This is a genomic window from Neolewinella maritima (genome assembly GCF_923081025.1).
Classification (GTDB): domain Bacteria; phylum Bacteroidota; class Bacteroidia; order Chitinophagales; family Saprospiraceae; genus Neolewinella; species Neolewinella maritima.
Map to the genome: position 1 here is coordinate 304334 of NZ_CAKLPZ010000001.1, position 24166 is coordinate 328499.

The 24166-nt window shown below is 56.8% G+C and carries 22 protein-coding genes; all 22 read left to right on the forward strand.

Annotation, left to right across the window (positions count from 1 at the left end; translation table 11 throughout):
• Nucleotides 1-52: 52 nt before the first annotated feature.
• The 22 genes from MJQ68_RS01290 (at nt 53) to MJQ68_RS01395 (ending at nt 24163) form a co-directional block, all read left to right on the forward strand.
• Nucleotides 53-934, forward strand: coding sequence for a hypothetical protein (locus tag MJQ68_RS01290; RefSeq protein ID WP_238749164.1), 882 nt, complete (start codon nt 53-55; stop codon nt 932-934).
• Between the two features lie 61 nt (nt 935-995).
• The gene (locus tag MJQ68_RS01295; protein WP_238749165.1) at nt 996-1889 is read left to right on the forward strand and encodes a sulfotransferase; all 894 of its coding nucleotides are present in this window, start codon (nt 996-998) and stop codon (nt 1887-1889) included.
• 19 nt (nt 1890-1908) lie between these two features.
• Nucleotides 1909-2931, forward strand: coding sequence for a UDP-N-acetylglucosamine 4,6-dehydratase (inverting) (pseB, locus tag MJQ68_RS01300; RefSeq protein ID WP_238749166.1), 1023 nt, complete (start codon nt 1909-1911; stop codon nt 2929-2931).
• The gene (gene pseC, locus MJQ68_RS01305; protein ID WP_238749167.1) at nt 2928-4118 is read left to right on the forward strand and encodes a UDP-4-amino-4,6-dideoxy-N-acetyl-beta-L-altrosamine transaminase; all 1191 of its coding nucleotides are present in this window, start codon (nt 2928-2930) and stop codon (nt 4116-4118) included. Before pseB ends, pseC begins: the two co-directional genes overlap by 4 nt.
• Nucleotides 4111-4803 carry a pseudaminic acid cytidylyltransferase gene (gene pseF / locus MJQ68_RS01310; protein WP_238749168.1) on the forward strand — a complete coding sequence of 231 codons (693 nt, stop codon included), beginning with the start codon at nt 4111-4113 and terminating at the stop codon, nt 4801-4803. The genes pseC and pseF overlap by 8 nt, the downstream gene beginning before the upstream one ends.
• A complete protein-coding gene (gene pseG, locus MJQ68_RS01315; protein WP_238749169.1) occupies nt 4796-6259 on the forward strand; it encodes a UDP-2,4-diacetamido-2,4,6-trideoxy-beta-L-altropyranose hydrolase in 1464 nt (487 codons plus the stop codon). Before pseF ends, pseG begins: the two co-directional genes overlap by 8 nt.
• Nucleotides 6249-7289, forward strand: coding sequence for a pseudaminic acid synthase (gene pseI / locus MJQ68_RS01320; protein WP_238749170.1), 1041 nt, complete (start codon nt 6249-6251; stop codon nt 7287-7289). The genes pseG and pseI overlap by 11 nt, the downstream gene beginning before the upstream one ends.
• A gap of 60 nt (nt 7290-7349) precedes the next feature.
• Complete coding sequence (locus tag MJQ68_RS01325; RefSeq protein WP_238749171.1) at nt 7350-8480, forward strand: glycosyltransferase; 1131 nt, start codon at nt 7350-7352, stop codon at nt 8478-8480.
• Nucleotides 8477-9427, forward strand: coding sequence for a GNAT family N-acetyltransferase (locus MJQ68_RS01330; protein ID WP_238749172.1), 951 nt, complete (start codon nt 8477-8479; stop codon nt 9425-9427). Before MJQ68_RS01325 ends, MJQ68_RS01330 begins: the two co-directional genes overlap by 4 nt.
• A gap of 1 nt (nt 9428) precedes the next feature.
• Nucleotides 9429-10592, forward strand: a complete 1164-nt coding sequence (locus MJQ68_RS01335; RefSeq protein ID WP_238749173.1) for a hypothetical protein — start codon at nt 9429-9431, stop codon at nt 10590-10592.
• On the forward strand, nt 10585-11568 hold the full coding sequence (locus MJQ68_RS01340) for a polysaccharide deacetylase family protein (protein ID WP_238749174.1): 984 nt from the start codon (nt 10585-10587) through the stop codon (nt 11566-11568). The genes MJQ68_RS01335 and MJQ68_RS01340 overlap by 8 nt, the downstream gene beginning before the upstream one ends.
• Nucleotides 11569-11641: 73 nt before the next feature.
• The gene (locus MJQ68_RS01345; protein WP_238749175.1) at nt 11642-12739 is read left to right on the forward strand and encodes a glycosyltransferase family 4 protein; all 1098 of its coding nucleotides are present in this window, start codon (nt 11642-11644) and stop codon (nt 12737-12739) included.
• Entirely contained in the window at nt 12736-13362 is a 627-nt protein-coding gene (locus MJQ68_RS01350; protein ID WP_238749176.1) for an acetyltransferase, read from the forward strand. Before MJQ68_RS01345 ends, MJQ68_RS01350 begins: the two co-directional genes overlap by 4 nt.
• Nucleotides 13359-14492 carry a LegC family aminotransferase gene (locus MJQ68_RS01355; protein WP_238749177.1) on the forward strand — a complete coding sequence of 378 codons (1134 nt, stop codon included), beginning with the start codon at nt 13359-13361 and terminating at the stop codon, nt 14490-14492. Before MJQ68_RS01350 ends, MJQ68_RS01355 begins: the two co-directional genes overlap by 4 nt.
• 19 nt (nt 14493-14511) lie before the next feature.
• Nucleotides 14512-15729: a polysaccharide biosynthesis protein gene (locus MJQ68_RS01360; protein ID WP_238749178.1), complete on the forward strand. Its 1218-nt coding sequence runs from the start codon at nt 14512-14514 to the stop codon at nt 15727-15729.
• 2 nt (nt 15730-15731) lie between these two features.
• Nucleotides 15732-16409 (forward strand): sugar transferase, encoded by a 678-nt coding sequence (locus tag MJQ68_RS01365; protein WP_238749179.1) that lies wholly within the window; start codon nt 15732-15734, stop codon nt 16407-16409.
• Nucleotides 16410-16416: 7 nt separating this feature from the next.
• A complete protein-coding gene (locus tag MJQ68_RS01370) occupies nt 16417-17667 on the forward strand; it encodes a glycosyltransferase family protein (protein WP_238749180.1) in 1251 nt (416 codons plus the stop codon).
• On the forward strand, nt 17667-18860 hold the full coding sequence (locus MJQ68_RS01375; protein ID WP_238749181.1) for a hypothetical protein: 1194 nt from the start codon (nt 17667-17669) through the stop codon (nt 18858-18860). The genes MJQ68_RS01370 and MJQ68_RS01375 overlap by 1 nt, the downstream gene beginning before the upstream one ends.
• Before the next feature lie 329 nt (nt 18861-19189).
• Entirely contained in the window at nt 19190-19669 is a 480-nt protein-coding gene (locus MJQ68_RS01380) for a T9SS type A sorting domain-containing protein (RefSeq protein WP_238749182.1), read from the forward strand.
• A gap of 40 nt (nt 19670-19709) precedes the next feature.
• A complete protein-coding gene (locus MJQ68_RS01385; protein ID WP_238749183.1) occupies nt 19710-21182 on the forward strand; it encodes a capsular polysaccharide export protein, LipB/KpsS family in 1473 nt (490 codons plus the stop codon).
• On the forward strand, nt 21179-22681 hold the full coding sequence (locus MJQ68_RS01390) for a capsular polysaccharide export protein, LipB/KpsS family (protein ID WP_238749184.1): 1503 nt from the start codon (nt 21179-21181) through the stop codon (nt 22679-22681). Before MJQ68_RS01385 ends, MJQ68_RS01390 begins: the two co-directional genes overlap by 4 nt.
• A gap of 3 nt (nt 22682-22684) precedes the next feature.
• Nucleotides 22685-24163, forward strand: coding sequence for a lipopolysaccharide biosynthesis protein (locus MJQ68_RS01395; RefSeq protein ID WP_238749185.1), 1479 nt, complete (start codon nt 22685-22687; stop codon nt 24161-24163).
• The last annotated feature ends 3 nt before the right edge of the window (nt 24164-24166 follow it).

The following is a 24166-nucleotide window of genomic DNA, read 5'->3' on the forward strand; positions in this document are numbered from 1 at the left end:
AGTTCTCCATCATTTGACGAATCGCCTCAACTCATTCCATAAACTAAGACGAATGCAAACTAATATTTTAGTAGTGATTCGAGCCGTAGACGAGCGGACGTTAGAGCTTTGCGAAAAGCTTGTAGGCTTACAAGTCCCCGCTAAAAACATCGTGACGATCAAAATCTCTCCTTTTTCGGAAGCTGTACGCAAAACCTATCAGTTGGGGATACAACGAGATCTACCCTGGACGCTGGCCATTGATGCAGATGTACTGGTTTTTCCCGGCGCCATAAAAAAAATGGTCGACCGCGCTAGTAAATACGGAGCGAAACTATATAGCTACCAGGGCCTAATCAAGGATAAAATGTTGGGTAGTTTTCGCTCTGCCGGTCCACATCTTTACAATACGGATTTGCTGGGGCTTGGGGTGAAGGCGCTAGAAGAAACCAAAGATATGCTGCGCCCGGAGTCAAGGACGTACATTGAACTGGGTAAATTAGGGTATCAAACCATTTTTGATACCCTGGCCTTTGGGGTCCACGACTACGCCCAAACGTATGAGGACTATTTCCGGAAAGCGTATTTTCATGCAAAGAAAATTAGTAACGATACCGTTACTATGAAGATGTTAAATTACTGGCAAAAGAATATCGATAAGGATCCTGACTTTAAGGTTATGTACCAGGGATGGGTCCATGGAAGAATCGACACCAGTAGCACGGTAGTTGATAGCCGATTCTTCAAGACGATCACCGCGCAAGAGTTCCCAAAGCTTGGCATACAGGAGAAAGCACCGCTCCACATTGATATGGGCACTTGGCTGGCCAGATTGGCCGAATACGAGGCAGAGAGCGCCGATGTGCGGATACCGCTGAAGCGCATTCCCAACAGTAAAATGACTGATTTCAAGCGCTTAGTCAAGGTAAGAACCAAACAACTGATTGGGTACTAACCAAACATCCCCGCTGGCCGACTTATGTAGTGTGGCTGATCAATAAAGGCAATCTATTGGAATGCAGCAAAAGAAAGTAGTACTCGTGACGGGTACCGGACACTGTGGATCTACCTTGGTAGACCTCATACTGAGTAGTCATTCTTCCAGCTTGGGGGTTGGGGAGTTGATCGATGTCAGAAATAAGGAGGGCTATGCCAGAGGGACTCTAGTCCCCAATGAGCTCTACGGGTTTGATGATTCGCTTTGGACACCCCAACGGCTTCGGTACGTGTACCAGCAGTTTGTAAAGGAACGGTCGTTTTGGCATCGCGTACTAGGGAAGGTGGCACCAATGATGCAGTCTAACCGGACAAAAATCTACGCTTCAATTCTTGATGCTGTGCCGAAGAAGAGGCTGCTAGTAGATAGTTCGAAGTCAGTGCCGTACACCAAAACCAGCTTGTTGCAACTTAAAGCGTCGGAGGCATTCGAGCCCTACCTGATCTGGATTAAACGAGATCCCCGGGGAGTGATCAATAGCTACCGGAGGAAATATCCGGAAATCCCCGTGGCCACCTTCATCGAGAAGTTTAAGCGTGCTGAACGGGAGATCCGGCAGATTCATGACACGCTGGGCGTCAAGAAAATGATCGTAGATTACGGCCAACTCGCTGGCTACCCAGAAGCGGAAACCCGCCGCTTGTGTGACTTTTGTGGGCTCGACTTCGAAGCGGACATGCTGGAGTTTTGGAAGCACGAGCACCACCATATTGCGGGCAACTCGGGCACCAAGACCCTGGTGGCAAAGTACCATAACGCGATAGACGCCTACACGACAAACGAGGGAAGTAAGGAATTCTACGCTCAGCACGGATTCGCTATCAAGGCTGATGTCCGCTGGCAATCAGAGATGAGAGGAGACGATCTGGGCGAGGTGATTGAGGCGTTTGACCTTGAACCCATCACCAAATAGTCTTACCTTTGCCCCCCTTATGGAAAATCTCGATCTAAACGGAAAATCCGTCCTCATTACCGGAGGCACTGGCTCACTTGGCAAGGCCCTCACCAAGCGTATTTTTGCCAAGTGGCCCGATGTTCGCCGTCTGGTGATCTTTAGCCGCGACGAGCAAAAGCAGTTCGTGATGGCACAGGAATACCCCACTAAGCGGTACCCTGCCATTCGCTTTTTCATTGGCGATGTCCGTGATCGCGAACGCCTCGTACGCGCCATGCAGGGGGTGGATCAGGTCATCCACGCTGCGGCCATGAAGCACGTGCACCTAGCTGAGTACAACCCCTCGGAGTGTATCAAGACCAATGTGGGGGGAGCTGAGAATGTGATCTACGCCGCCCTGGAGGCTGGCGTACAGCGCGTTGTAGCCCTGAGTACCGACAAGGCCTGCGCGCCCATCAACCTGTACGGAGCCACCAAGCTGACCAGTGATAAGCTATTCATCGCCGCTAATAACATAAAGGGAAAGAACCCCATTCGCTTTTCCGTCGTGCGCTACGGAAACGTCATGGGCTCTAACGGATCGGTCATTCCCTTTTTTCTCAACAAGCGGAACGAGGCGTACCTGCCCATCACGGACCCACGCATGACCCGTTTCAATATTAGCTTGGACGGCGGGGTGGACATGGTCTTCCACGCGCTAGCAAACGCCTGGGGAGGAGAAATTTTCATTCCTAAAATTCCTAGCTACCGAATCACTGACGTAGCCCGTGCAATCGCTCCAGACGTAGAGCAACGGGTCATTGGTATTCGTCCCGGTGAGAAGATCCACGAAGAGATGATCACTCCCTCCGACTCGTTCTATACATATGATATGGGCAAGTACTACGCTATCCTACCGTCTGTACCCACTTGGGACCTGGAATCGTTCAAGCAAGAGTTTGGCGCGGAACTCGTAGACAATGGCTTTAGCTACAACTCAGGCACCAACACCGACTGGGTTACTGTAGACGACCTGCGTTCGTTCATCACTACCCATGTAGATTCAAGTTTCGTCGCATGACCACCCTGACCCACGCCATTCCCTACGGACGGCAAAACATCACGGATGACGATATCGCCGCAGTCACCGAAGCGCTGAAATCGGACTACCTCACTACCGGCCCCCGCGTCGATGCATTCGAGGAGAAGTTTGCGGAATACATTGGTGCGCGCTACGCCGTAGCGGTAGCTAACGGTACGGCCGCCTTGCACCTCTGCGCGCTTGCCCTCGACGTGCAGCCCGGGACTCGGGTTATTACTACTCCCATTACATTCGCCGCTAGTGCCAACTGCGTACGCTACTGTGGTGGGGAGGTGTGGTTCGCCGATATCGATCCAGAGACGCTTACACTTGACCTAGAGAGGGTGCGGCAACTGATTGAAAGCCGTCCGAAGGGCTTTTTCCACGGCCTTGTCCCCGTTGACTTTGCGGGGTATCCCGTCGATCTTGAGGCCTTCCGTGCGCTGGCCGACGAGCATGGTCTATGGATCATCGAAGATGCCTGTCATGCCCCGGGCGGCTGGTTTACGGATAGCAAGGGTGAAGAACAGTGGTGTGGCAACGGGAACTACGCCGATCTTGCCATTTTTAGTTTCCACCCCGTCAAACACATTGCAAGTGGTGAGGGGGGGATGATCACTACCAACGACAAGGCACTGTACGAACGGCTCAAAATACTGCGCACTCACGGCATTACGCGCGACCGCGGCAACCTTCGCTACCCTGATCACGGCGGTTGGTACATGGAGATGCAGCAACTAGGCTATAATTACCGCATCCCCGATATCCTTTGTGCACTGGGCACCAGTCAGCTGTCCCGGGCGGAAGAGGGGATGCAACGTCGGCAAGAGATCGCTCAACGGTACGATACTGCCTTTTCAACTGACGACTTCCGTACTGCAAACATAAAGAAGATACACGGCGTCCCATCTGCCGATCGCCGCCATGCCTTCCACCTCTACGTGATCGAGGTGGCCGACCGACGGGGCCTGTACGATTTCCTACGCGACCACGAAATCTATGCGCAGGTCCACTATGTACCCGTGCATACCATGCCCTACTACCAGGATATTGGTTATGAAGAGGCGGACCTCACCCACTCGGAGCGGTACTATTCCGGTGGCATCAGTTTGCCTATGTATCCTACGCTGACGAATGAGGAGCAAGATTTTGTCATTGACCGGATAAAAGAATTTGTGCGTGGGTAACCTGGCGATCATCCCTGCTCGGGGAGGAAGCAAGCGCATACCCCGTAAGAACATCCGCCCCTTTTTGGGTAAGCCAATCTTAGCCTATTCCATCGAGGCGGCGTTGCAAAGCGGACTGTTCGAAGAGGTCATCGTTTCCACGGACGATGTGGAGATCGGACGTATCGGCGCATCGTACGGTGCCCAGGTACCCTTTTATCGTAGTGCGGCTAATAGTGATGATACCGCCACTACGTTCGATGCTTTATCTGAGGTGCTAGAACACTATGCAACACAAGGGCGTAGCTTCGACAACGTCTGCTGTATATATCCCACGAGCCCGTTCGTTACCGCGGACCTGCTGCAATCAGGGCTCTCCCTACTGGAGCACGGTTCATTCGATTGTGTGTTTCCTGTGCTCCGCTATAGTTTCCCAATTCAGCGCGCGGTAACGCTGGACTCATCCGCCAGGATGAAGTTGTGTTCACCCGAACACCTGAGCAGCAGATCACAGGATTTGGTGCCCAGCTATCATGATGCCGGGATGTTCTACTGGTTTCAACCAGAACCGATACTGCGCAAGCAGAAGTTATGGACGGACAATACGGGATGTATAGAGGTCAGTGAGTTAGCTGCTCAGGACATTGATACCCTGGCCGACTGGCAGTTAGCCGAGTTCAAGTATAAATACTTGCAACATGGGTAAGTCTGCTGTGGTCTTTCGTGCGGACGGCCATGCTAAGATGGGCTTGGGACATCTGATCCGGTCGGCCGCCCTAGCCGAAATGCTGACACCAGATTTTGACTGCCACCTAGTGTACCGCCACTGTCCAAAAGCGCTACTTGCAGACTTTTCGCATTTCATCGGATTCTGTCAACTTGATGCTTCGCTGTCGCTTCACACCGATGCACAGGCTCTGATTGATTATGTGGCTAGTCTCGGTCAACCTTGTCCCATTGTTGTACTTGATGGGTATCACTTCACCACTGATTACCAGCAGGAAATCGTTACAGCGGGTTGCTTCCTGGTATGTATTGACGATATCCACCAGACTGAGTTTATCGGTCAACTCGTGATCAATCACGCGCCAGCGGCCACACTAGCGGATTACCAATCGGCGCAGACTACGCAATTCGCACTTGGATTGCGGTTTGCACTACTTCGCGCACCGTTTCGCCAAGCTGCGCAATCGCGAACTGAGCGGCAGCAGCAGGGTAATCACATCTTCGTTTGTTTGGGGGGGGCTGATCCAGATAACGTTACGATCAAGGTGCTTCAAACACTTACTGATCGAGGTGTAAGCGAGACCATCGATTTGGTGGTCGGCTCAGCTTACACGCATGAGGTGACCTTAGCGGACTACCTCAGGCATAGCAAGTTATCCGTAACAGTACACCGGGCAGTTTCGGCTAGTCAAATGGCGCAATTGATGAGAGCATCCAGCGTGGGGATTACAAGTCCCAGTACGGTCTGCTTAGAATACCTTAGTGCTGGTGGCCGTCTCTTCCTACAGCAAATCGCTGATAATCAAAAGGAGATTCATACCGCACTGCTTGCACGTGGGTTAGCGCAAGATATCTCAGCATTCAGTGTGGGGTCCGGAAGAGGCGACACACTGGCGGATAGCCCTTCCACCAGAGGGCCTATGCTACTGGATGGCTTGCAGGATGTACGCTTTCGAAAGTTGTTCGCTGGGCTTGGCCTGACATATCGTGCGGCGACCCACTCGGATAGTGCAGTGTACTTGCAATGGGCCAACGACCCTCTGGTGCGGGCCCAATCGTTCGATTCCCGGATGATCGATCCTGCCGCACATGACGCTTGGTTTAGCCGCCGCCTAGAAGATCCAAACACCGATTTGCTAGTGTTTACCGATCGCCGCCGCTTAGCAGTAGGGCAGGTACGTCTGCAACTTGATGGATCGACTGCCGTGATTGGCTATTCGGTCGCTGCAGCAGCACGCGGAGCTGGATTTGGGTTAGCCATGCTCCATTTCGCCCAGAACCATCTACAGGCGCATCGACCCGAAGTAGATCACATTGTGGGGTACGTCAAGCAAAGCAATGTAGCCTCCCTAATTACTTTCCGCCGGCTTGGCTACCGGGAGTTACCCACAGATGACTATCCTAACGCTATAAAATTTGAGCTCCATGACTTTTAAAATTGGGCACTTCGACATCGGGTCGACGCACGCACCCTTCATAATTGCGGAGATGTCGGGCAACCACAATCAATCATTGGATCGGGCACTGGAACTTGTAGATGCCGCTGCCGCCGCAGGAGCGCATGCGCTCAAGTTGCAGACCTACACGGCCGATACTATCACTATCGATCACCGGGGAGGACTCTTTGACATTGCCGACAAGAACAGCCTCTGGGCCGGGCAGAATCTGTACGATCTGTATAAGGAAGCGCATACACCATGGGAGTGGCATAAGCCCATTTTTAAGCGGGCCGAGGAGTTGGGTATGGTAGCCTTTTCATCTCCTTTCGACGAATCCGCCGTAGACTTTTTGGAGGAACTGAATGTGCCCGCCTACAAAATTGCCTCTTTCGAGTCTAATCACTACCCTCTCTTACGCAAGGTAGCCGCTACCGGTAAGCCCATCATCATCAGTTCGGGTGCCTCGCTGTTGGACGAAATCTACGAATCCGTACGTGTACTACGCGAAGCAGGAGCTAAGGAAATTTGCGTGCTCAAGTGTACCAGTACCTATCCCGCTACGCCCGAAAACACGAACCTGCGTACTATTCCGGTCTTCCAGTCACTGTTTCCCGACTGCGCGGTGGGTCTATCCGATCACACCATGGGCATTGGAGTTTCAGTAGCTGCCGTAGCTCTCGGAGCCTCCGTCATAGAAAAGCACTTCACACTTCGCCGTGCGGATGGAGGAGTAGACAGTGCTTTCAGCCTGGAACCCACCGAACTTGCCGCTCTGGTGACTGAAACGGAGCGGGCCTGGCAGGGCCTGGGGGGCGTACAGCTTGACACACAAAAGGCAGAAAAAAAGAGCCGACAGTTCAAACGGTCTGTTTACGTCGTACAGGACATCGCCGAAGGGGAACTGCTTAGTCCAGATAACCTACGGGTTATTCGGCCCGGAGACGGACTAGCCCCCAAATTTTACGAGCAGGTGCTCGGCAAGCCGGCCCGACGGGCCTGGAAGCGCGGCACCCCCTTTACGTTGTAGCTTTGCCACTGGTCTACCTTCTCTCGCACCCGCGGCCCCGCCCAAACACCCATAGCCTACGTGTACAAAATCCTTCACCTGATAAAATCCCTGGGACGGGGAGGTGCCGAAACGCTACTGAGTGAAACCCTACGGGTACATGATCGGAAGGCCTTCGAGTTTCAGTACGCCTATTTCGTCAGCTATAAGGGACAACTGGCCGAAGATCTCCGTGCACAGGATGCGGTAGTGACCTGCCTGAACGCGGATAGTGCACCGGCTATCCTTGCCAGCCTGCCGCGCCTGGCCGCCTACGTAAAGCGCGAGAACTTCGATCTTATCCACTGTCACCTGCCAGTATCTGCCGTGGCCGGCCGGTTGGTGGGTAAGTTTCTTGGGGTACCCGTTGTGTACACTGAGCACAATAAGCAGGAACGCTACCATGGAGCTACGCGACGCGCTAACCTGCTTACCATGGACTACAACGCAGCCATTCTGGCGGTGAGCGATGATGTCAGGGATAGCATTGCCGCGCACTGGAAGGGCCCAAAGGGCAAACTCAGTGTACTCATCAACGGGGTCAACACCGAGCGCTACGATCCGGCCAACTACGACAGACTGGTCAGCCGGACCGAACTTAAGCTACCAGCTACAGCCCCCATTGTAGGTACCGTCTGCGTGTTTCGCGACCAAAAACGACTGGAGTTGTGGCTGGACCTAGCACGTCGACTTCGGGAAGCTGTACCAGCTGTCCACTTTGTGCTAATTGGTGACGGCCCTACAGAGGAGCTGGTAAAGAGTCGCGCTACAGTATTCGATCTGCACGATTGCGTGCACTTTCCCGGTCGCCTCGACGAGGTCAGGCCCTGGTTAAGTGCTATGGACGTGTACTTGATGACCTCGGAATTTGAGGGTCTACCCATCGCTATGCTGGAGGCCATGAGTATGGCTCTCCCCATCGTAGCCACGGCAGCGGGTGGCATACCGGAGGCGGTAACGGATGGCGCGCAAGGCTTCCTACGCCCCGTAGCAGACTGGGCCGAACTGTACGACCCCCTGCACCAACTGGTGCAGGATGACACACTTCGGGCACGACTCGGAGCCAGTGCCCGCAAGCGAGTGATTGCAGACTTCAGTATTCAGAAGATGGCCGGCGAACTGGAGGCGGTCTATCACCGCATACTTACGTCCCAACCCCATCCCGTAGCATGACCGTCCGCCCCGCCACGCCCTCCGATACCGACCGGATCGTTGAGCTGCTCAAGCTTAGTTTGGGAGATGTATCGACCACCAAATCTGCCCACTTCTGGCGCTGGAAGCACCTGGATAATCCCTTCGGGGCATCGCACGTCCTGCTCGCCGAAGCCGATGGCATACTGGTGGGGGTACGTGCTTTCATGCAGTGGCGGTGGACGGATGGACGGCGGGAGTACAGCGCACTGCGCGCCGTAGATACTGCGACTCACCCCGGATACCGTGGCAGGGGCATCTTTAAAAAACTCACGTTGCAGCTCATTGCCGAGCGAACTGCAGCCGGCGACGACTTCATTTTCAATACCCCTAATTCGCAGAGCAAGCCCGGTTACCTGAAGATGGGGTGGCAGGAGGTAGGCCGGTTGCCGGTTGCCCTGCGGATAAACCGGCCCCTCGCACTGCTGCAACGTAAACTCGGCTGGGCGGCTGCAGCGTGGGAGCCTGCGCCTGCTGATGTAGCAAAAGAGCGCGATGCGTTCGACTGGAGCCTATGGGAAGACTGGGCGGGGTCGCCGGTGCAAGGCTGGTCAACAGCCTACCGACCCAAATATATAGGCTGGCGGTACCGCGACTGTCCCGTAGCTAACTACCTCCCCCTGGGGCAGCGGAATAGCTACCTGCTGGTCGTACACCCTAAGGTGACCGCATTAGGACTGGAATTCAGGGTGGTGCAGGCACATGTTGGTCCGGGCCAGGTAGGCGCAGCCCAAGCTGCGCTACAAGACTTAAGGCGGCAGTTTACTCCGGATTATACCTCCGTTGCACCCGGTAGAAACTTCGATTGGGGTGTAAGTTGGATCAGGCGTGAGGTAGGGCCGGTGCTCACATTTCGTAGACTGACGTTCGACCAAGCTCCCGCACTAACCGACTGGCAGTATCAATTAGGTGACATGGAACTCTTCTGATATGCTGGGTGTCGTTGCTGTACTACTGTTCTCTATCCTATTTACGCAGTTGCTGCTGAAGCGCTACGAGGCGAAGCTGCGTCATTCCAAAGCCTTACTGAACGGCGTATTTGTCTTTCACTTGCTGCTATTTGTCGTGTACTACCTATACGCATCGAGTAGCGGATCTGACTCCTTCAGGTACTACAAGGATGTCTCTACCCTATACTATGGGGAGAACTGGTTTGACTACTACGGAGTAAGTACGCCTTTCATCAAGTTTTTAGCCTTTCCGTTCGTACAGGGACTCAACTTCAGCTACGAGGCGATCATGCTGTTGTTTTCCTTTCTTGGTTTTATAGGAATCTTCTATTTCTACCTCTTTTTTGTCGAGCGAACTACTTTCCGCCACCGGCTCTTCGGAATAGACTTCATCGTAGTGCTCATGCTACTACCAAATATGCATTTTTGGAGTGTGTCGTTGGGTAAGGGGTCGGTGATTCTGTTCGGTATGGGGTTGTTGTTCTATGCCCTTAATGACATCGGGCGGCGTCTCATTTTGTTGGCTGTAGGTGGACTAATTGTTTTTCACGTGCGGGCGCACGTACTACTGATCGTGCTAGCTGCAGCCGTCATCGCGTCTATCTTTTCATCCAAAGGGATCAAGGGTTGGCAAAAAGCATTGATTGTGACGGTAGCCCTGGGTGCGATCGTACCTGTGCTGGGTACCTTCTTAGCCGTAGCGGGGCTGGAGGAGGCAGACACTGAGGCGGTGGAGGATTGGCAGGATCATCGGGGAAGCGACTTGAGCAATGCTACTTCGGGGGTAGACATTACGAACTACTCCCAACCCATGAAAATCTTTAGCTTCTTGTTTCGCCCGCTCTTTGTAGATGCACCGAATGCGCTGGGGTTGATCGTCTCGTTCGAGAATCTGTTTTACTTGCTGCTGTTCCTTAAATGCCTTACACCCTCCTTTGTACGGTACCTAGGTAAATCACCTTGGATCGTGAAGGTCGCTCTGATCGTATTCATCGGAGTTTCAGTAGCCCTCGCCCAAATTTCCGGCAACTCGGGCATCGCCATCCGGCAAAAATCGCAGGTGATGTACTTGTTTCTCTTCGTCTTCCTGGCTTACGCAGACTACGCCTACCAGAAGGACCGCAAACTAGTGATCGGTGAGTAGACTTATTATATCGCTAGACTTCGAGCTCCACTGGGGCGTATTCGATCATGTAGCCCTGGACGAAGCGGGTAGGAACTACTTCCTGCGCACGCGCGAACTTGTCCACACCTTGCTGGACCGGTTTCAGCAAAAGGATATTCACGCTACCTGGGCCACGGTGGGCCTACTGTTTGCCCGCACTAAGGCCGATATCCTGGCCACCCTGCCGGATGAGTTGCCGGCCTACCGCAATCAGGCATTGAACCCTTACGCGCTGCTCGACGACATCGGGCGCGACGAGGACGAAGATCCCTACCACTACGCCGCCAGCCTGATCGAGCGGATACTAGCCACTCCAGGGCAAGCACTCGGTAGCCATACATACTCTCACTATTACTGCCTGGAACCCGGGCAGGATGGGACGGCCTTCGCCGCCGACCTGGCTGCCGCCCAACGCATCGCGGAACGGATGTTTGGTACCCGGCTTACCTCACTGGTCTACCCCCGCAATCAGTACGTGCCAGCCTATGCAGCGGCCCTTACTGACAACCGCTTCAGAAGTTACCGGACCAACCCTAATGTGTGGTTTTGGCAGGCAGAGTCCGCCGAGTCGACCGGCCTGCTGCAGAAAGCGGCACGACTCGCCGACCACTACGTGAGCCTCGATCAGCAGAGTAGTTTCTCCGCTCCCCAGGTGCTGGCCCAGCAGCCAGTCGATATACCCGCCAGCCGGTTCCTACGACCCTACCTGCCTAAAATCGACGGATTCGGGGGGCAGTCGCTGAAGATCCGCCGAATCTGTCACGAACTCACGGCGGCAGCACGCTCCGGCCGGGACTATCACCTCTGGTGGCACCCCCATAACATGGCTACCGACCCCCACAAGAATTTTGCCGCACTAGACCATATACTGGATCACTTCGCTGCCGTACGCCAACAGTACGGGATGCAGAGTGTGAGCATGGAAGAGCTGGCATCGACTAACGCCCCCCACTAATTTGCCGAAACTTCTTCGACTTACCACAGTACCGATTTCACTCCGCCTGCTACTTACGGGGCAACCTAGGTATATGGCGGCGGCGGGGATGGATGTGCTGCTGGGGAGTGCAGACGGACCGGAGCGCCCCCTAGTCCTCGAAGCGGAGGGCTGCAAGCACGTGATCATCCCGTTTACCCGTGCCATCACCCCGGTGCAGGACCTGAACTGTCTGCGCGTACTGGTACAGCTCATGCGTGAGTACCGGCCCGATATCGTGCATACCCATACCCCTAAGGCCGGTCTGCTGGGTATGCTGGCCGCTAAGCTTGCCGGAGTCCCTATCCGAATCCACACCATCGCCGGACTGCCCTTCATGACGGCTACCGGCCGCAAACGGCAACTACTCATTGCTATGGAGAAACTGACGTATGCCGCCGCCCAGCACGTGTGGCCAAACAGCGACAGTATTATGTCCTATATGCAGACGCACCAACTGTGTCCGGAACGGAAGCTATCCATGATCGGGCAGGGATCCACGAACGGGATCGATTTGGAAGTCTTCTCACCCGCCGCCGTGCGGACGGCCGCCCGCACGGCGGCGGAACACCTCCTGGACTACCGCGCCGATGCTAATTACCTGATGGCGGTAGGACGCGTGGTACGCGACAAGGGCATTCCTGAAGTGCTCACCGCCTTCCGTCAGCTGAAGGAGGACTTCCCCGACCTGCGTCTGGTGCTGATCGGGCCCATCGAACGAGAACGCCCGGAAGAGACCCTGGGCGAAGAGGACCTCCGGACCATCGCCGAAGATCGGTCCATCATCCATATCGAGTGGACGGATGACGTAGCTGCCTTCCTCGATCTGGCCGACGTGCTAGTGCACGCCTCCCACCGGGAAGGCTTTCCTAATGTACCGCTACAAGCAGGCGCCATGAAATGTCCAATCGTCTGTTCCGCCATACCGGGAAATATCGATATTGTCAGTAACGGGGAAACGGGGCTGAGCTTCCCCGTCGGTGACACGCAGGCGCTCCGTATCTGCTTGCAGGAGGCCTTAACCAACCGCCCGCGTATGCGACATATGGCTGAAGCTCTACGCCATAAGGTGGAGACACAGTTTGACCGTCGGGTGATCCATGGGTTGATCCTGGACCGCTACCGGGCACTACTTACCGCTAAAGGACGGTGAATCGCTCCGTACTACTGATCGGTTATTCCGGCCATGCATTCGTGGTGGCCGACGTACTGCGTAGCGCGGGCCGTCCTATAGTGGGATACTGCGACCGCGAGCAGAAGATAGTCAACCCATTCGGGCTCACGTTCTTCGGACCGGAGGCCGGTGAACGGGCAGCTTACCAGTTACGGGCAGCGGACTTTTTTGTAGCCATCGGCTCGAATACGATCCGTCGCCGGGTCAGTGAGCAGCTCCTTGCTATGGGTTACACCGCAGCTCCGGCCGCGGTACATCCCAGTAGTCAAGTATCTAGAATAGCTACCGTCGGTCCGGGCACATTAGTCGGGCCGGGAGCGGTGGTCAATGCACTGACCGAGATTGGCCAGGGGGCCATCATCAATAGTGCGGCGGTGGTGGAGCACGAGTGCCGGATCGGTGACTTTGCGCACATAGCTCCCGGAGCGGTACTGACCGGAAACGTAACCGTCGGTGCGGGAGCGTTCATCGGAGCCCGTGCAGTTGTCCTTCCCGGAATAAAGGTCGGCAAAGGAGCCATTATCGGTGCAGGTGCCGTAGTTTTGCGCGACGTCTTTCCGGGGCAGACCATGTACGGTAACCCAGCTAAACTCAAGGTATGATCCCCCTCTCTATCCCTCACCTCGCCGGTAACGAATGGACCTATGTGAAGGAGTGCCTCGACACGGGATGGGTCTCAACGGCGGGTGCATACGTCAGCCGGTTCGAGGAGGATATTGCGGCCTTCACCCGTAGCAAGTATGCTATATCGTGCATGAATGGTACGGCCGGTCTGCATACGGCCATGAACTTGCTCGGTATTGGCCGGGGGGATTACGTACTGGCCCCTAACCTCACCTTCGTCGCTACCCTCAACGCTATCTCCTATACGAAGGCGGATCCCCTACTGATCGACGTAGATCCCGCTAGCTGGCAGCTTGATCTGAAGCTGCTGGAGCGCTGGCTCGCCGAACATACCTCGATAACCGATACAGTATGTACTCTGCGGGAGGACGGTCGTAGGATCGCGGCAATTATGCCCGTCCACGTGCTGGGTAATTTGTGCGATATGGACCGGCTGCAGCAGCTCAGCGAGGCCTACCACATCCCGATCATCGAAGACAGTACCGAGGCGCTGGGCTCTACCTTCAAGGGACAACATGCTGGCACCTTCGGCGTGTTCGGTACCAGTAGCTTCAACGGTAACAAGATCATCACTACCGGCGGCGGCGGCATGGTATTTACCCAGGATGAACACCTGGCCACCCGCGCTAAACACCTTACCACAACAGCTAAAACAGATCCGCTCGACTACTTTCACGATGAGGTAGGGTACAACTACCGATTGGTCAATGTACTGGCCGCCATCGGGGTGGCCCAGTTGGAGCAGCTTCCGGACCTGATCCGGCGCAAAAAACACATGGACGCTTACTACCGCGAGCAACTCGGTGGGGTAGGGGACATCAGCTTTCAGCGTATCACCCCGGGGGTAGATCCCAACTGCTGGCTCTTTACCTTTCGTACCGGACGGATGCGGGAACTGCTAACCTACCTCAATGACCGGGGCATACAGTCGCGGCCATTCTGGACCCCGATGCACGATCTACCCATGTACGAGCGGTTGCGCTACGTTACCGAAGCAAACAACGCCCGTGCCGTACACGCTACCGCAATCAGTATACCCAGTAGCAGCGGACTAACGGACGACCAACTGGCCGAAGTGGTCGGTCACGTTCGCGCTTTTTACAGCTGATCACCATCTTCCCAGATTTATGAAGCACTTTAGCCTTGATCAATTTATCGCGCAGTACGTCACCGCACGGGACGAGAGCTTGTTCGCCGCTGACCTAGCCACGCACGATGCACTCCTTCGGCAACAGATTAGTGGTAAGTCCGCACTAGTGATCGGTGGGGCCGGTACCATCGGTTCGTCCTTTATCCGTGCCCTGCTCCAGTACGGCCCCGCCCGGCTCTTCGTCGTGGATACCAATGAGAATGGGCTTACAGAACTGACCAGGGACCTGCGTTCGCGCGCCGACCTTACGGTCCCCGACGACTACAAGCCGTACCCCATCGATTTTGGCGGCACGGTTTTTGCCAAGATGCTAGCCAACGAAGGACCCTTCGACATCGTAGCCAACTTCGCCGCTCACAAGCACGTGCGCAGCGAAAAAGACCGCTACAGCATCGAGGCGATGGTAGACAATAACGTCCTCAAGGCCAAGCACCTACTGGAACTACTGCTGGCTTATCCGCCGCAGCACTTCTTCTGCGTGTCTACGGATAAGGCCGCTAATCCCGTCAACGTGATGGGAGCCAGTAAGAAACTCATGGAGGAGGTCATCCTAGCTTACTCCAATCGGCTCAAGATCACGACCGCGCGCTTTGCTAATGTGGCCTTCTCCAATGGTAGCCTGCTCTTCGGGTTCATCGAGCGGATGATGAAGGGACAGCCTTTAAGCTCCCCCAGCGACGTGAAGCGCTACTTTGTCTCTCCAGCCGAATCCGGTCAACTCTGCTTACTGGCCTGCATCGTAGGGCAAACCGGCGAGATCGTCTTTCCTAATCTGCGGGAGGAGCAAATGCGCACCTTTTCTAGTATCGCCGAGGACTTTCTACGCGAATACGGAAACTACCGGCCCCGCTACTGTAGTTCGGAGCAGGAAGCCCGGGAAGCGGCCGCCGCGCTTGGTCCGGATGCACAGGAATATCCCGTCTTCTTTTTTGGGAGTACGACTTCCGGGGAGAAGCAATTTGAAGAGTTCTATACGGAAGGAGAGGAAATCGATCGCGAACGTTTCGAGCAGCTCGGCGTGATCAAGAACGCTCCGCGGAAGTCGGCACAGGATCTGGAGGTGATGTTTGCGAAGCTCAATGCCCTGTTTCAGGACTCTCACATCGACAAGGCTGCCATTGTGCGCTTGATTACCAACTTCATCCCCAACTTCGAGCACATCGAGACCGGTCGTTCCCTCGACCAGAAAATGTAAGCATGTACCCCCTCATTAAACGCTTTTTCGACCTTACGTTTTCCGTGTTGGCCCTGCTCGTGCTCAGTCCCCTGCTGATCCCCATCATCATCGGCCTGAAACTTACGGGGGAGGGCCACGTATTTTACCTGCAGGAGCGGGTGGGCTACCGCAACCGGCTCTTCAATATCTACAAGTTTGCCACGATGCTGAAAGATAGCCCCAATATGAAGGGGGGTATCATCACCACTACGCGCGACCCCCGGATCACACCGATGGGCGGATTCCTGCGCAAATCGAAGATCAACGAGCTCCCCCAGCTACTCAACGTACTCTTTGGTGATATGAGCTTCGTGGGGCCGCGCCCCGTCATGCAAAAGAGCTTCGACCAGTACCCCGCACCGGTACAGGAAGTGATTTACAACGTCAAGCCGGGCATCACCGGAATCGGTAGCATCGTCTTCCGGGACGAGGAGCAGCTGATCACCGAAGTGCGCAATCGGGGCGAAGATACCTGGGCCTATTACCGCAATGTGATCTACCCCCACAAGGGCAAGATCGAGCAGTGGTACCAGGCCAACCAGTCTTTCGGGGTAGACTTCAAAATCTTGTTACTTACCGCCTGGGTCATCGTCCAACCGCAGTCAGACCTCGTGTACCGTACCTTCCCCGAGGTTCCCGTTTTCTCAGCAAAAGTATGATGCACCCTTGGCGGCGGAAAAAATCCTCTTCATCACCAGCTACTTCCCGCCCCGCCCCGCGGTAGCCGGTCGTAGGCTCGGCCACCTCGCCGCCTGGGCTAGAAAGCGGTACGATGAAGTGTTCGTCATTCGGGGCGATCGCAACTTCGCCGGCGATGATCCACCCGGCCTGCGGGTCACCGCCCTGCCCAACCGCGACCTGCGCTCCATCGCCGGAGGTAATGGACCGGCGCAGACGCTCCCCTACGACAGTTACCGCCGCCGCCTGAGTGGTCCGCTGCTGCGGCTGCGCCAATCCTTCCCCTTCCTGTACCTGACCGACGATGGTGGACCGGCCTACCGCCACATGGCCTACCGCGAGGCAGTCCGTCTGATCGAAACCGAGGGGATCAATACCGTCTTTTCTTCCTTCCGCCCGTGGTCCGACCACCTGGTGGCCCGCCGCCTGAAGCGACGTTATCCCCACCTACACTGGATTGCGGACTTTCGTGACCTGCACGCTGATCCGGTGCGTAAGGACGTATGGTGGCCCGCCCTGCAACGACGGTGGGCCCGCTGGGTCGTGGAGCAAGCCAGTGAAGTATGGGGCGTGTCAGAGGGGCAGGTGCAGTACCTGCGCGAACTCTTTCCGGCCGCTACGGTGCGCCGGAACCAACTACTGACTCTGCCACCCGCGACCACCGCTCCGCAGACCGACCGGTTCACCATCGTCTATACCGGCAGTGTCTACCAGCGTCTGCAGTCGATCACCCCCCTGATCGAAGCGCTCAACGAGCTGGTACAGAGCGGGGCGGTCGACCCCCACGATATCGAGCTCATCTACCGGGGCAAGGACGATGCGCTCTGGACCAAGTGGCTGGAAGCCTTGCATCCCGCCGTTCACTGCAATACCCGGGGCTACATCGCACCTGCGGCCGCGCAAAAGCTACAGGCGGAGGCGCAGTTGCTGCTGTTGCTCAACTGGTCTGCTCCGGACTACTACGGCGTCCTCACGGCCAAGTTGTACGATTACTTATCGTCCGGCCGGCCCATCGTGGCGCTGGTCAACGGGCCCGACGACCCGGAGCTTCGTCAACTGGTAGAAGGTACCCACGGCGGTCGGGTATACAGCGCTACGGAATCTCCCCGCACCTGGTTGCTGGGAAGTTACCAGACCTGGAAGGCGAATAGCGGTACGCTACCGTGGTCTCCGGACCTGGAGCAGCTCGGTGCCTACATGATCGCACAGTGGGACGGAGCCTGGGGTGGGGTGAAGTGATGGGGTGGATACGCTACCTGCTGCCGCTCTATGCCATCAGTACGCTACTGCCCCGTCTGCTGCAGCTACCCGCGCCACTGCACCAAGTCCAGCTAACCGAATGCTTGTTTCTGCCCCTGCTGTGGGTATTTCGGCACGATCTGCTGACGCAGTTTCGTCGATACCGTGTGGTTTCCATCATTTTGGTGCTGTATGCAGGGCTAAACCTACTGTCGGGGCTATGGGCGGGAACCGCGGGTGCGATACTGGAGGGCGGCGCGCGCTGTTACCTGGTCCTCGTCACGATCATTACCCTCTGCCATGTCAACCGCTACGGAGGCCACGAACTACTGCGCTGGTGGATATGGGGCACGGTAGCTGTAGCCGCGTTTGGTCTTATGTATTACAGCATGATCGCCTGGGGAGTAACCGACCTACTCCACTGGACCTCCTTCCATGCCGACTACCCATACCTGGGCGATGTATACCGCATGCGGGGTACGGCCAATACCTACGGTATGTGGGTGATGTTGCTACTACCAGGCTTTTTAATGGCCTACGCCACCGCTAAGCAGGGCAGTAACTGGTGCTGGTGGATCATAGGCTTGGCTACCATACCCACGCTGAGTAAGGAACTTCTCTTACTCCCCCTGGGGGTAATCCTGCTCCTGCCCGGCAGGCGGTACTGGCATGCGCTAGTGATAGCGGGCTTGGGAATCGTACTACTCGTCGGTACACACTGGGTCGTTGTTCCAGCCGCTACCGATTTACAGACGAATCCCTACACGACGGATACCGCCCTGGCCCGTGGGGGGGACTATCAGTTGGTAGAGACGGTCTACCTACCCATCAAGCGCGCGGCGGTCCGGGTGGGCCTTGCCCATCCGTGGCTAGGTGTAGGCCCGGGACAGTTCGCAGCCTACTCGACGGCGGCTAGTTTACCGGGAGAGTTCGTTCCGCACTTTGGCCGCTTCGATCCCCACTCCGCCTGGACCGGTGCCTTTGCCGAAACTGGTCTGCCCGGCTTGCTAGCTCTACTGGCACTGGTGCTGGCCCTGTGTTACTACCGCCCGCAGCAGCTTACGGTGGCTGCCGTGTTGCTCTTACTGTTTCTGCTGGTCAGTGTGTTTAAGGACGTGATGAACTTTCGGGGCTTGTGGGTGGTGGTGGGGTTATACCTATATAACAGTTCAAACGATTTGATGCGGTCATGAACTTGTATTCTTGAGAAAAGAATCCTAAAAAATAGAGAGCATCTCCTTCAAAGATTACCCTAAATTAAGCAGCCATGTTTGCATTTGTTCCTTCGGTCGTTTTTCTAGTGACATTGCTATTTTCTACTTTTTTGAATGGCCAACTCAGTTCCACCACCAGCCAGATTTGCCAAGGAGTGACCCAGCCAGCGGAATGGGAGCCCTACCGCACTATCACCTCCGAGCCCGTACAGGGGATCCGAGTACATGTCGACACCCGGGGCTGTAACTTCACTAGTGTACCCCAATACATAGTTACCCTAGAATCCCTCGGCGGCTATCACTGGTTTATGACCGGGACCGCTTCGGTCTACGACCCTACCATGGAAGGCTTTGATGTCTACATTCGTTGGGTAGATCATCCAAGCGTAGATCCTGCCATCGGATCTAAGCAGTACCCTAACCCGCTTACGGTAGCTACCGCGGAAGATCTGGGACTTTATTTACGTTGGACGGCGCTACAGGCTATAGAGTCCACCGTGACGGAAGAGCCGGAGGACGACGATCCTACTGCACTAGCGCAGCGTGATCCCGCCCGTGACTATGCTGCGGATGATCTCTTCCAGCTAAGTCCCAATCCTGCCAGTATCTACCTGACGATCAATACTGTGGAGCAATTCGATCGCTTCGAGCTCGTGTCCATCACAGGAGCTGTACTAACTTCTCAGCCGCAGACTACTTTCAACATCGAGGGCCTGTCACCGGGTACCTACTTCGTGCGGGCCTTCCGCGGAGATCGCTTCGGGCTACAGCGATTCGTGAAGCAGTAAAGGGCATCCGCCCGGTAGCGGGTACAGTACCTTCGCCGCCATGAATCTGCTGTTTAATGGATTTGGAACCGCAGCGGTAACCGGCCTGGTCGAATCGTTCGTCAGTGCGCCTGACGGGGGTACGGTCTACTGGATCCGGGATAACCTGGGCGAAGAACAGCAGGTATCCCGCGACGGACTACTGGTGCTCGACCACCAGGAAGTACTCCAGCTCAACCCAGACGTAGTCCCTCCAGTACAGCAGGAGGTATCGTGGTCCGATGAATTGCTGCAGTGCTACGCGCGCATCAAGCCGGTAGTACTCAAAATGCAGGACCGCCTGGATCGCTACGGACCCGCAGTGAGCTACGCGCAGCGCGAGACCACCCTGCGCAAGCACTTTAACTACTGGTTACGGTTCCTTACACAGCGCAAGATCGAAGGATTCATCTGCTCCAATGTGCCTCACGAAACCGTCGACTACATCGTCTACGAGCTGTGTCAGGCGCTGGGTATCAGGACGGTTTTCTTCTATCAGTGGACCCCCGATGTACTGCTTCCGCTCCGTAGGATAGCGCAATTGGGGGAGCAGTCGACCAGGCCGGTGAGTATACTGGGCGAGGCGGACGTGCAACTACTGATCGCCACTGAAATCCGTATACAGAAGCAGTACGAGACGGGCCGGGAGCGGACTCCGTTCTATATGCAGACCGGCATCGTGCGCCGCCAGAAGCAAAGGCGCGAGCGGCACTGGATACGCAGGGCGCTCACCAAAGTACGCACCGACTGGCGGCGGATGGTTTCCCCCTCTGGACTGCGCTATGCCTGGTACCTATTGGCCGAGAAGCGCTTCCTGCAGGTACGCGCCGACCGTACATTTGCGGAGCGGTATGCAGCGATCGCTACCGATACCCCAGACCTGGATCAGCCCTACATCTACCTGGCGCTGCACTACCAGCCCGAGGCGACTACCTCCCCCCTGGGCGGCGTATTCGTGGATCAGTACCTGATGGTAGATGCCCTGCTGGCGGCCTTTCCGGAGCAGGTGCAGGTGTACGTCAAGGAACACCCGGCCCAGGGGTTGGTCGGTCGGGGCGAGGGCTACTGCGAGCTATTCGCGGCGTCTCCCCGCCTACACTTCATTGCGAGTGGGGTGAGCAGCCTGAGGCTGAGGCAGCACGCGGTAGCGGTGGCCACGGTAACGGGTACGGTGGGCTACGAATCTATCTGGCTCGGTATACCGGTGCTCGCCTTCGGTCTGACCTACTACCTCGGCGGGCCGGGAGTGTACTCCGTCACCAGTGTAGACACTGCCCGTCGGGCGGCTACGGAGATCATGCAGCGGAGCCCGTCGAAACCAGAGGGGCAGGGGAGGGCATTTACCGCAGCGTTACTGGCCCGAACCCTACCCGCAAACTGCGATGCGTACTACCACGAAAATTCCGTATTGGGACTAGCTGTAGCGCATAACGTACGCGTTATTGGTGATGAGATTCGTGCACAACTCACCGCACCCGCGCCCCCGCCCCTATGACCACCCTCTTCCTATCCCTTCAGGGCATCAGTCCTCTACACCAGGCTACGGAGGCCGAGCTGATCCAGCAGCGGCTGCGGGCGGGCCACGAGGTGGTGGTGCTGCACTGCGGGGCCTGTCTGCGCAGCTGCAGCCTCAACAGCACCCATAATCTGCTGGGCTGCGCGGTGTGTCAGGCACGGGCCCACGCTACGGCGGATCAGGCCGGTGTGCGTACGCGGCAGCTCGACCGCAGCTTGTTTCCCGCGCAGTACGGGGAGGCACCCGCTACGGTAGGGGAGCTGATGGAACTGACTTACGAGGGCATCAACATCGGCCGGGGGGTGGCCTCGTCGACCATCTCCATCCTGCGGGACTATGATGTGCAGCCCCGGGGCCGGCACCGCGCGCTGGTCGAGCTGGAATGCTGCAATGCCGTGGGTGCCCTGCGTAACTACCGGCGTGTGCTGGATGAAGTGCGACCAAGCGAGGTGGTGCTGTTCAACGGACGGCACTCGGAGCTCTGGCCGATGGTGGAGCTGTGTCGCGATCGCGGTATCGACTACGTCTGCCACGAGCGGGGGGGTAGTATCCAGCTGTACCAGGAGTTTCGCAACAGCCTGCCCCACAGTATCGCCGCCCGCCGGCGACTCATGAACGAACTGTGGGATAGTACGCCGGCAGACGAACGGGAACGCCGCGCCAGCGCCTGGTACGAACAAAAGCGCCGGGGCACGGCAAGCGACGACCGCAGCTACCTCGATGCCATGACGACGGGCCAGCTGCCGGACGATTTCGACCCGGCCAAGCACAACATCGTGGTGTTCAACAGCTCGGAAGACGAGATGCAGGCCATCGCCGAATGGCGCACCCCATTGTATACGAATCAAAACGAAGCTATTACGGCCGTACTGGCACAGCTGCGGGGGCGCGACGACGTGCACGTCTACATCCGCATGCACCCCAACCTGAGCGTAGTCGATAACGCGCAGACGCAGGAGCTGTACGCCCTTCAGCAGGACAACCTGACCCTGCTGCGACCCACCGATACGGTCGATACCTATACGCTCTGCGATCACGCCGACGTAGTGCTCGCCTTCGCCTCCACCATCGGCGTAGAAGCTACCTACTGGGGTACGGCCAGCGTGTTGTACGGCAGAGCGTTCTACGAGGGGGAGGGGGCGGTCTATCACCCACAGACCTTCGCGGAGCTGATGAAAACACTCACTACGCCCGGTCTTCCCCCCTGCACCCGTCCCGACTCAGTCGGGACCCTGAAGTACGGACTGTTCGCAAGCAGTTACGGGAAACCGTATAGCTACGCCCGAATTGAAGGACCTAAGACGGCTTACGTGGCGGGCAACAAGCTGCGCCGCTTCAGTGCCGGTACTGCGCGTCGGCTACTGCGCTACCTGCCCCGGCTGTCGGACTGGCTGCGTACTCACCGCATCGTGACCGGGCGCCGGTTGCGCCTGAGCGAGCTGGCTAAACTCTACTCTCACCTACGCAGAAAAGCCTGAGCAGTGGGGGTGATCCAGCGGCAGACCATCAAAAACAATGTGGTATCCCTGGTGGGGGTGGCCATAGGGGCGGTGAGCCAGTTGCTGATCTACCCCCTCGACGTGGCGTTGAAGGGGCACCTGGACGGGATCGTCAGCTTTGCCACCCTGCTGGTGCCGCTCGTGCTGCTGGGTACACCGGCGGTGATGGTGCGCTACCTGCCGTACTTGCGGGGGGAGGATGAGGTGGAGGGGGCCGGACAACTTTTGACGCGTAGTCTGGTAGTCAGTACCCTGGCGCTGCTGCTGGTATGCCTGCTCAATGTGGCGTTCGGTGATCGGCTGGCCGTAGGGCAGGGGGTGCTGGAAGACAGTCGCTGGGCCATCATCGGCGTGACGGGCGCGCTGGTGTACGCCGGCGTGCTGACCTCCCACCTCGTCAACTTTCAGCGCATCGCGCTACCCGTGGTGTTCAACAACCTGCTCATCAAGGTGGGCGTACCACTGCTGGTGCTGGCCGCGGTGTACGGCTACCTATCGGAAACCGCCGTGACCGCCTGGCTGGTGGGGCTGTACGGGCTGGCCGCCGTAGGGCTGGTGGTGTACGCCAGGCATCTGGGCATCCTGCGGCTGGGCTGGGGTAAGCTGGCGCTCGGGGAGGTGCGGGTGCGGCAACTATATAGTCTGGCGCTGTTCAGCGTCTTCGGTGCGCTGGGCTCGCGGCTCAGCGCGCAGCTCGACACGGCAAGCATCAACACCCTACTGGGCGATACGGACACTGGCATCTACGCCATCGCCAAGTACGTGATGAACGTGATCATCATCCCCACGGTGGCCATCAACGCCATCACCTCCCCCATCGTGGCCCGCGCCTGGCAGGAGCGCGATATGGCGCATCTGGGTTTTCTCTACAAGGAGAGCGCACAGGTGCTCTATGCGGTGGGTGGACTGATCTACGTGGGCTCGGTAGTGTGCCTGCCCTACGTCTACGGACTCACCGATGCCCTCGAAGCCTACCGGATCGGTTATGCCGCTGTACTGCTACTGGGCGGTGCGCAGTTGTTCGACCTGCTCACCAGCATCAACGGCAACCTGATCGGCATGACGGACTACTACCGCTGGAACGTAGGCCTGGTGCTACTCCTCGGCATCCTGAACGTTTTTCTCAACTATATTTTTATCGCCGTGCTGGGCTACGGCATGACGGGGGCGGCCCTGGCCACGCTGGTTTCGCTGTTGCTGTACAATGTGTGCAAAGTAGCCTTCGTGTACTGGAAAATGCGGCTGCAGCCGCTGACCGTCAGTCAGTTATACACCACACTAGCCCTGGTGACCGCCGGGCTCATCGGGTGGTTCCTACCCCTGGAGGCGCGGACGTCGATGCAAGTGCTGGTACGGGGCGGGCTGATCTGTAGCCTATTCTTCTGCTACCTCCGCTTTACCCATGGGGTACCCGCCCTGCGGCGTCTGCTGACTAACGGGGTAGGCAAGATGTTCACCTAGCGT